The organism is Flavobacterium sp. (assembly GCF_003525665.1).
Lineage (GTDB): Bacteria > Bacteroidota > Bacteroidia > Flavobacteriales > Flavobacteriaceae > Flavobacterium.
This window is the reverse complement of record NZ_DQDX01000121.1, coordinates 17,978-27,792: the sequence shown is the minus strand read 5'-3', so window position 1 is coordinate 27,792 and position 9,815 is coordinate 17,978. Positions and strand designations below refer to the sequence as shown.

Annotated in this window: 6 protein-coding genes; 5 read left to right on the top strand and 1 reads right to left on the bottom strand. The window is 33.2% G+C overall.

Annotation, left to right across the window (positions count from 1 at the left end; translation table 11 throughout):
• Nucleotides 1-138 precede the first annotated feature (138 nt).
• Both purB and DIU01_RS08760 read left to right on the top strand, forming a co-directional pair.
• Nucleotides 139-1,482, top strand: a complete 1,344-nt coding sequence (purB, locus tag DIU01_RS08765; protein WP_290833572.1) for an adenylosuccinate lyase — start codon at nt 139-141, stop codon at nt 1,480-1,482.
• Between the two features lie 121 nt (nt 1,483-1,603).
• A complete protein-coding gene (locus DIU01_RS08760) occupies nt 1,604-3,838 on the top strand; it encodes a cation:proton antiporter (protein ID WP_290833570.1) in 2,235 nt (744 codons plus the stop codon).
• A 64-nt stretch (nt 3,839-3,902) separates the two neighbouring features.
• Here the strand turns inward: DIU01_RS08760 and guaB are convergent, their stop codons facing one another.
• Nucleotides 3,903-5,375, bottom strand: coding sequence for an IMP dehydrogenase (guaB, locus tag DIU01_RS08755; protein ID WP_290833568.1), 1,473 nt, complete (start codon nt 5,373-5,375; stop codon nt 3,903-3,905).
• A gap of 314 nt (nt 5,376-5,689) precedes the next feature.
• On the opposite strand from guaB, the gene DIU01_RS08750 reads away from it, so the two are divergent.
• The 3 genes from DIU01_RS08750 to DIU01_RS08740 are packed head-to-tail and all read left to right on the top strand — an operon-like array spanning nt 5,690 to nt 9,621.
• Nucleotides 5,690-6,388, top strand: a complete 699-nt coding sequence (locus tag DIU01_RS08750; RefSeq protein WP_290833566.1) for a fumarate hydratase — start codon at nt 5,690-5,692, stop codon at nt 6,386-6,388.
• Nucleotides 6,382-7,074, top strand: a complete 693-nt coding sequence (locus tag DIU01_RS08745) for a DUF3307 domain-containing protein (RefSeq protein WP_290833564.1) — start codon at nt 6,382-6,384, stop codon at nt 7,072-7,074. The genes DIU01_RS08750 and DIU01_RS08745 overlap by 7 nt, the downstream gene beginning before the upstream one ends.
• Before the next feature lie 54 nt (nt 7,075-7,128).
• Nucleotides 7,129-9,621, top strand: a complete 2,493-nt coding sequence (locus DIU01_RS08740; protein ID WP_290833562.1) for a cation-translocating P-type ATPase — start codon at nt 7,129-7,131, stop codon at nt 9,619-9,621.
• Nucleotides 9,622-9,815 lie beyond the last annotated feature (194 nt).

The window sequence follows — 9,815 nt, the reverse complement described above, 5'->3', positions numbered from 1 at the left end:
TATAGAAAATAGAATATAGATTTTTTGTTTAGTCTATTTTCTTTGTTGTATGTTCTATTTTCTAAAATCGTTTAACTAAATTTGCGTTTTCAAAACAACTAGATTCTGAAACAAATTCAGAGTAAACACACAACAACAATGCAACTAACAGAATTAAACGCTATTTCTCCCATTGACGGAAGATATAGAAGCAAAACCGTTTCTTTATCACAATTCTTTTCAGAAGAAGCACTTATAAAATACAGAGTTTTAGTAGAAGTTGAATATTTTATTGCGCTTTGTGAAGCCGATTTACCTCAACTTTCTGGCGTAAATAAAGCAACATTTGATGATTTACGTAAAATTTATACCAACTTTTCTACTGAAGATGCGCTTTGGATAAAAGAAACCGAAAAAACAACCAATCACGATGTAAAAGCCGTTGAATATTTCATCAAAACTAAATTTGATGCTTTAGGTTTAGAACAATACAAAGAGTTCATCCACTTCGGATTGACTTCTCAAGACATCAATAATACTGCGATTCCGCTTTCTACAAAAGACGCTTTTGAAAAAGCTTATTTACCTGGATTAATTGCTGTAATTTCAAAATTAAAAGAACTTAGCGTTGAATGGAAAGACATTCCGTTATTGGCTAGAACGCATGGTCAGCCAGCTTCTCCTACTCGATTGGGAAAAGAAATTTTGGTTTTTGTAGAACGTCTAGAAGAGCAAATGCGTTTGTTGTTCAACATTCCGTTTGCGGCAAAATTTGGTGGTGCAACTGGAAATTTCAACGCACATCATGTAGCCTATCCAAACACCGATTGGAAAAAATTTGGAACCGATTTTGTTGAATCTATTTTAGGATTACACCATTCATTTCCAACAACTCAAATAGAACATTACGATCATTTTGCTGCATTTTTCGATGCACTAAAACGAATTAATACCATATTAATTGATTTAGATAGAGATATTTGGACGTATGTTTCAATGGAATATTTCAAACAAAAAATCAAAGCTGGAGAAATTGGTTCATCGGCAATGCCACACAAAGTAAATCCGATTGATTTTGAAAATTCTGAAGGAAATTTAGGAATTGCCAACGCTATTTTCGAACATCTTTCTGCCAAATTACCTATTTCAAGATTACAACGTGATTTAACTGACAGTACGGTTTTACGAAATATTGGAGTTCCAATTGGTCACACTTTAATAGCATTTGAAGCGACATTAAAAGGATTGAACAAATTGCTTTTAAACGAAGCTAAATTTGCCGAGGATTTAGAAAAAAATTGGGCAGTTGTTGCAGAAGCAATTCAAACGATTTTACGTCGTGAAGCGTATCCAAATCCGTATGAAGCGTTGAAAGATTTAACTAGAACTAACACGGTTATCAATAAAGAAGCAATTCATAATTTTATTCAAACACTAAATGTTTCGGATGAAATTAAAGCCGAATTGATGCAAATTACGCCGAGTAATTATTTGGGAATTTAGTATCAAATTGCATTCAACATAGACATTTTTTCATTCTAAAATCTGTTATAATTTCTTTAAATCTGCTTTTGTCATTTTGATAAAAGCAGATTTTTTGCTATTTTAGTAAAAATTCAAATCTATGCCAATATCATTAGCTGCTTCTGCCGTCCATTTACCTGATTTAATCAGTGATTTAGGTTTGATCCTAATTACTGCGGCAATTGCAGTTTTACTTTTTAGAATGTTGAAACAACCTTTGGTCCTTGGCTATTTGGTTGCGGGATTTTTGGCTGGCAATCAGTTTGATTTTTTTCCAACGGTAAAAGACATTCACAGCGTTGAAGTTTGGGCAGAAATTGGTGTGATATTTCTCTTGTTTAGTTTGGGATTAGAATTCAGTTTTAAAAAACTCATGAAAGTTGGCGGAACTGCTTCTATAACAGCATTTACCCAGATAATTACAATGGTCGTCATTGGTTATTTTGTTGGTCAATTGATGGATTGGAACAAAATGAACAGTATTTTTTTGGGTGTAATTCTATCCATTTCATCAACGACAATCATCTTAAAAACCTTCGATGAACTTGGCGTAAAATCGCAAAAATTTGCAGGAAATGTAATTGGTTCTTTAATTGTACAAGACATTATCGCCATTTTAATGATGGTTTTACTTTCTACAATTGCGGTAAGTCAGCAATTTTCAGGAATGGAATTGGTGCTTTCTGTTTTAAAATTGATCTTCTTTCTAACGATTTGGTTTGTAGTCGGAATCTTCTTTATTCCAACTCTTCTTAAAAAGGCCAAACATTTATTAACCGATGAAATGATGCTTATTATTTCGTTGGCACTTTGTTTATTAATGGTAATTTTTGCAGCAGGCGTAGGATTTTCACCAGCACTTGGAGCATTTATCATGGGTTCGATTATTGCCGAAACTACGCAAGCCGAACACATCGAACATTTAGTAAAACCTGTAAAAGATTTATTTGGAGCTGTTTTCTTTGTATCGGTCGGAATGTTGATTAATCCTGATACTTTAGTTGAATATGCGTTTCCAGTAGCCATTTTGACTTTAGTAGTAATCTTAGGACAATCAATAAGTTCAACAATTGGATCTTTACTTTCTGGTCAGCCATTAAAGCAATCCATTCAAGCTGGAATGAGTTTGTCGCAAATTGGTGAATTCTCTTTCATCATTGCAACATTGGGTACAACATTAAAAGTAACTAGCGACTTTCTATATCCAATTGTTGTTGCAGTTTCTGCTATTACTACTTTTACAACGCCTTTTATGGTGAAATTTGCTGTGCCTTTTTCTAGTTTTATTGAGAAAAAACTACCTAAAAAATGGGTAAAAAGAATACAGCTTTACAGCGCCAATACAGAAGAAATTAAATCAAAAAGCAATTGGCAAATTGTATTGCGAAGTTATTTGATGCAAGTAATAATTCATTCGATAATCATTGTTGCTATTATTTTACTTTCGTCAAATTTTATTCTGCCAATGGTTCAAGGTTCCAAATTTGGACATGCGATTGCTGCCTTAATAACTTTGGTTATACTATCTCCATTTCTTTGGGCATTATCTTTACGAAGAGTTGCCGTTGAACAAGTTGGAATTCTGTTGCAAGAAAAGAAGCATCAAGGTCCGATAATTATGTTGGTTCTTTTGAGAATAGCGCTTACCTTATTTTATATCGGATTCATTTTAAATACTTTTTTCTCTTCTGGAGTTGCGGTTGTAGCGTTCTTAATTGCAATTGGTGCTTATATTCTATTTCCAAAAAGACTTCATGCGGTTTACAACAAAATTGAAAGTCATTTCATAAGCAATTTTAATGATAGAGAAACTCGAAAAGAAAATAAAAGACAAAGCACTTTATCACCTTGGGACGGACATATGGCTGAATTTGATATTGCACGAGAATCGAATTTGGCAGGAAAAACATTAGAAGAATTATCGATTAGAGAACAATTCGGAATTAACATTGCTTCCATTCGAAGAGGTGATGTTTTAATAAATATTCCAATTAGAACCGAACGATTGTTTCCGGGTGACGAAATCAGTGTAATTGGAACCGACGATCAGGTAAAAGAATTCAAAATTTATTTGGATAAAAATGAAATTGATGTTCCTGAAGAAGTAGAACAATCTGACATTATTTTGCAAAAACTTGAACTTAAGAACCGTGTTTGCATCGGAAAAAGTATCCGTGAATCAGGAATTAGAGAAAAAACGCATGGCATTATCGTTGGAATCGAACGCAACGGAAAACGTATTTTAAATCCAGAATCGCATTTAATTCTAGAAGACAGCGACATATTATGGATTGCTGGCGAAAAGAAAAAAATTGCTGAGTTTCTTAAAGTATAGAATACTAAAAAAGGCATAAGAAGTAAACTTATGCCTTTTGTGTTTTTATATAATTTCTAAAAAATTACCTTGAATAATTAGGAGCTTCTTTAGTAATTGTAACATTATGAGGATGACTTTCACCAATTCCGCTTGCTGTAATTCTTACAAATCTTCCTGTTTCTTGTAATGTTGGAATATCTTTTGCTCCGCAATAACCCATTCCGGCACGAAGTCCGCCAACAAATTGTTGCATGCTTTCATTCAATTCTCCTTTGTATGGAACACGACCTACAATTCCTTCTGGAACTAATTTTTTAATATCGTCTTCCACATCTTGGAAATATCTATCTTTTGAACCTTCTTGCATGGCTTCCACAGAACCCATTCCGCGATACGATTTAAATTTTCTTCCTTCAAAAATAATTGTTTCTCCTGGAGATTCTTTTGTTCCTGCTAAAAGTGAACCAAGCATTACACAATCAGCTCCAGCAGCAATCGCTTTTGGAATATCTCCTGTGTAACGAATTCCACCATCAGCAATTACTGGAACTCCAGTTCCGCGCAACGCAGCAGCAACTTCTAAAACTGCAGAAAATTGTGGAAATCCAACTCCAGCAACAACTCTTGTAGTACAAATAGAACCTGGACCAATTCCGACTTTTACACCATCGGCACCATTTTCTACTAAATATAAAGCGGCTTCGGCTGTTGCAATATTTCCAACAATAACATCAAGATTTGGAAATTTAGCTTTTACAATTTTCAAAACATCAACTACACCTTTTGTATGTCCGTGAGCTGTATCAATAATTACGGCATCAACTCCTGCATTTACTAAAGCAGTTGCTCTTTCCAATGCATCAGCAGTAACTCCAAGAGCAGCAGCAACGCGTAAACGTCCAAATGTATCTTTGTTCGCTACTGGTTTTTGAGCCAACTTGGTAATATCTCTAAACGTAATTAATCCAACTAATTTATAATTGGCATCAACTACTGGTAATTTTTCAATTTTATTTTGTTGCAAAATTCCTTCTGCTTCTTGCAAAGTCGTTCCTTCGGCAGCGGTAACTAAATTTTGAGATGTCATTACTTCTAAAATAGAACGCGAATTGATTTTCTCAAAACGCAAATCTCTATTAGTAACAATTCCTTTTAAAGTTCCGTTTTCATCAACTACTGGAATTCCACCAATTCCGTGTTCTTTCATCAACATTTTAGCATCACCAACAGTTGAATTTAAAGGCAAAGTTACTGGATCGATAATCATTCCTGCTTCGGCACGTTTTACTTTTCTAACTTTTGCAGCTTGTTGCTCAATAGTCATGTTTTTGTGCAAAACACCAATTCCACCTTCTTGTGCCATTGCAATTGCCATAGAACTTTCTGTTACAGTATCCATTGCTGCGGAAACGATAGGAACATTAAGTGAAATATTTCGAGATATTTTCGATTGGATATTGACTTCGCGCGGTAAAACTTCAGAATAATTTGGGATTAGCAGTACATCGTCATAGGTTAAACCTTCGCCAACGATTTTGGAAGTGTGTGCTTTCATTGCAATTTGTAGTTGTAGTTAAATTGCGTGCAAATATAGTGAAAAAGTGAATAGTAATTAATTAATAGTGATTAGTTTTATATCCATTCTTTTTTATTGTAAGAAAATTTATTTAAAATATACCATAAAAAGGCTATAAAGTATATTTATAACTAAAAAAGGCTATAAAATGTATTTATACCAAAAAAAAGCTATATATTTGTTTTGTTAAAGAGATTTATGATGAAATCGCCAATAAGACAAGTTTGCGCAAACAAACCCCAATAAATAAAAAGGCGATAACATATATAACCTCAAAAATAAATTTTCCATATATGAATAATAAAATAGTTTTATCAGGCGATATCATTGCTTCAACAAGCTTAACCGATGAGGAGAAATCAGTTTTAGAGTTGGAATTAAAAGCATTAATTTCACTACTAGAAAAGGATTTCTTTATTTATGGAAGAATAATAAAAGGTGATTATCTAGAAATGGTTGTAGAAAATCCTCATGAAGCTTTAGCCGTTGCAATCATTATTAAATGCTATATAAAATCAATTTTTATAGATTCGAAAATTGAAGCTTCAAGAAGTAAATACTTTAAAAATTATGGCATTCGCTTGGCTCTTGGTTACGGCGAATTAACAAGGTATGATAAAGTAAGTGAAGTTATCGATGGTGAAGCAATTTATTATTCGGGCAGAAAAATTAGTGAAGAACGACCAACTTACAACAAAGAACGAATTGTAATAAAAAACACCCTTTTCTTTAATTCTGGTGATGAAAAATTAAACGATAACATAAATTGCATTTTGGGTTTGCTTGATGTTTTATTAAACAATGCTACTGCAAAACAATGTGAAATTTTATATCTTCGTTTACTAGGAAATAGCGAAAAAGAAATAGCCACAAAATTAAATATAAAACAACCAACAGTAAACAAGCAATTAAGCAGCGTAGGTTGGAATGCTATAGAACGCGCAACTTCCTATTTTAAATCAACTTTTTTAGCATTGCGTAAAATATGGTAAAACTACTTATACTTCAAGTGATTGCTCATGTTATGAGTGATTATTTTTTTCAAACGGATGCCAGTTCCAAAGAAAAAAACGAGAATGGTTTTAAAAGTAAATTCTTATTGAAACATGCATTAATCACTTTTATTTGTGCCTGGATTTTATCTTTTGACATCAACTTTTTCTTTTGTGCATTGGCCATTTCAATTCTTCATTATTCAATTGACGGTTTGAAAAAAAGCTTGAACACAAGTAGATTTGCATTTTTTATTGATCAAATTTTGCATCTATTGGTCATTTTATTCTTTGTTTGGATTTTTAATCGCTATTTCGAATCGAATACTATTTGGAATGTTCCTCTTTCTATAAAATGGTTAGCTATTATATTAGGCTATTTAATTTGTATAAAACCAACGAATATTTTTATCAGAGAAACACTTGTTGTTGGCAAAATTGAAAGCATTTCGGACACTTCTGCCGAACTTAAAAATGCCGGAAAACTGATTGGTATTTTGGAACGAATTTTAGTTTTAACTTTCGTAATCATAGGAAAATTGGAAGTTGTTGGCTTTTTAATCGCAGCAAAATCAATTTTAAGATACAAAGATACCGACACCATTAAAACCGAATATGTCTTGATTGGAACCATGCTAAGTTTTGGAATTGCGATGATGATAGGATTGCTAATTAATAAATTTTAATTAACAATAGCTTCTAAAAAAGTCGTATCTTTAGTATAAACTAAACTTTTAGTGATGACGAAAGAACAAAAAAAAATTACAGGACTTTCAAATGAAGAAGTAATTTCCTCCAGAACTAAAAACGGTTCTAACTCATTGGAACACCAAAAAAAGAATCATTTTTTGATGTCATTACTTGAAATGGTTAAAGAACCTATGTTTCTTTTATTGGTCGCTGCTGCAAGTATTTACTACATTTCTGGCGATTATGGTGATGGAATTTTCATGACAGTTGCAATCTTTTTGGTTGCAGCGATTTCACTTTTTCAAGAAGCACGAAGTAGAAATGCTATTGAATCGCTCAAAAAACTATCACAACCCAAAAGCAAAGTAATAAGAAACGGTGAATTAGTGGAAATTCCGAGTGAAGAAATTGTACTTGGCGATTTTATTCAAGTAGAAGAAGGTACGTTTGTTCCTGCCGATGCAACCATAATTCAATCGAATGATTTTTCGGTAAACGAGGCTATTCTCACTGGCGAATCTTTATCGGTTTTTAAGAATGAAGCATCAGAAATTAAGCAAGTTTTTCAAGGAACAATCGTTGCAACTGGTTTAGCAATTTGCGAAGTTACAGCCATTGGAAACCAAACTCAAATAGGTAAAATCGGTAAGAGTATTGAGACTATTGCCGAAGAAAAAACGCCATTACAAATTCAGATTACAAATTTTGTAACCAAAATGTCCATCATTGGATTGGTAATTTTCGTAATAGTTTGGGCAATAAATTATTTTCAATCTAAAAGTATTTTAGATAGTTTATTGAAAGCGTTAACGATTGCTATGAGTGTTATTCCCGAAGAGATTCCGGTTGCCTTTGCATCTTTTATGGCACTTGGCGCGTGGCGATTGATGAAAATGGGAATCATAACCAAACAAACAAAAACCGTTGAAACATTAGGAAGTGCCACCGTTATTTGTACCGATAAAACTGGAACAATTACAGAAAACAAAATGAGTTTGGCGCAATTGTACCTTTTCAAATCGGATGCCATTGTTGACACCAAAGAAAAGCTCAATCCAGAAGCCGAAGAAGTTTTAAATTATGCCATGTGGTCGAGCGAACCCATTCCGTTTGATGCCATGGAGATTGCAATTCATGAGGCTTACGCCAAATTAGAATCAGTTGACGAAAGACCCAATTTTAAATTGGTACACGAATATCCCTTGGATGGAAAACCGCCTATGATGACGCATGTTTTTGAAGATTCAAAAGGTAAAAAAATCATTGCTGCCAAAGGCGCACCAGAAGCAATTATTGCTGTCAGTCATTTATCTGAAAGTGAAAAGAAACAAGTTTTAGTTGCTATTGAAAAAATGGCTAACGAAGGTTATCGGGTTCTGGGCGTTGGCATAACCGAATTTTCTGGGACGAATTATCCTAAAACGCAACAGGAATTTAAATTTACTTTCAAAGGTTTGGTTGCGTTTTACGATCCACCAAAAGCAAATATTCAAGAAGTATTTGAAACGTTTTACAAAGCCGGAATTCAAGTAAAAATTGTAACTGGCGACAATGCGCAAACTACCACAACTATTGCAAAGCAAATAGGTTTTAAAGATGCTGATAAAGTGTTGAATGGTGACGAATTAATGGCGATGGACGAAGCAACTTTGAAAGTAAAAGTTATGGAAACTGCCATTTTTACAAGAATGTTTCCCGAAGCCAAGTTGAAAATTATTCAAGCTTTAAAAGACAATAATCAGATTGTAGCCATGACTGGCGATGGTGTAAACGATGGACCAGCTTTAAAATCGGCACATATTGGAATTGCTATGGGTAAAAAAGGAACCGAAATTGCAAAACAAGCAGCTAATTTAATTTTGATTGACGATGATTTTGCAAAAATGACCGATGCTATTGCGATGGGAAGAAAAATCTATGTGAATTTGAAAAAAGCCATTCAATATATCATTTCAATTCATATTCCAATAATTTTGGTTGTGTTTATTCCGTTGGCTTTGGGCTGGATGTATCCAAATATTTTTACGCCAGTTCATATAATATTTCTCGAAATAATTATGGGTCCAACATGTTCTATTATTTATGAAAACGAACCTATGGAAAGCAATTTAATGCTAGAAAAACCAAGACCTTTAACGAATACTTTTTTCAATATTAAAGAGATAACTATTAGTATTATTCAAGGATTGGCAATTACTATGGGATTGTTGTTTATGTACCAATATTGTGTGCAAAATAATTTTTCGGAAACGTATACGCGAACTTCTATTTTCCTGACATTAATTGCTTCAAATATTTTTCTTACGTTGGAAAATCGTTCGTTTTATTATTCCATTTTTACTACGATTCGGTATAAAAACAATTTGGTTTTATTGATTATTGGGATCACAATTGCCGTTACTTCGCTCCTACTTTTTGTTCCTGTTTTCTCCAAATTCTTTTTGTTCGAAATTGTTGATTATACTCAAATCGGATTCAGTATTTTAATTGCTTTTATTTCTGTGATGTGGATTGAAATTTATAAGATTTTTAAACGACGTTGATTGTTTTAGACACGTTTTTTTAGACACGAATTGCACGAATTTGCACGAATTAGATTGCTTTGAAATTACACGAATTACAACTAACTGGAAACTGAAAAATTGGACTTTATTCACATTCTAATGAGATTCCTACGGAATGACAAACTGGGTGGATAAACAAGGCCAAAAACTGAAAACTGAAAACTGAGACTGAA

Bases quoted from the DNA above. Each gene is read 5' to 3' on its own strand.
- purB (WP_290833572.1), top strand. From the start codon at position 139: ATGCAACTAACAGAATTAAACGCTATTTCTCCCATTGACGGAAGATAT.
- DIU01_RS08760 (WP_290833570.1), top strand. From the start codon at position 1,604: ATGCCAATATCATTAGCTGCTTCTGCCGTCCATTTACCTGATTTAATC.
- guaB (WP_290833568.1), bottom strand. From the start codon at position 5,375: ATGAAAGCACACACTTCCAAAATCGTTGGCGAAGGTTTAACCTATGAC.
- DIU01_RS08740 (WP_290833562.1), top strand. From the start codon at position 7,129: ATGACGAAAGAACAAAAAAAAATTACAGGACTTTCAAATGAAGAAGTA.
- DIU01_RS08750 (WP_290833566.1), top strand. From the start codon at position 5,690: ATGAATAATAAAATAGTTTTATCAGGCGATATCATTGCTTCAACAAGC.
- DIU01_RS08745 (WP_290833564.1), top strand. From the start codon at position 6,382: ATGGTAAAACTACTTATACTTCAAGTGATTGCTCATGTTATGAGTGAT.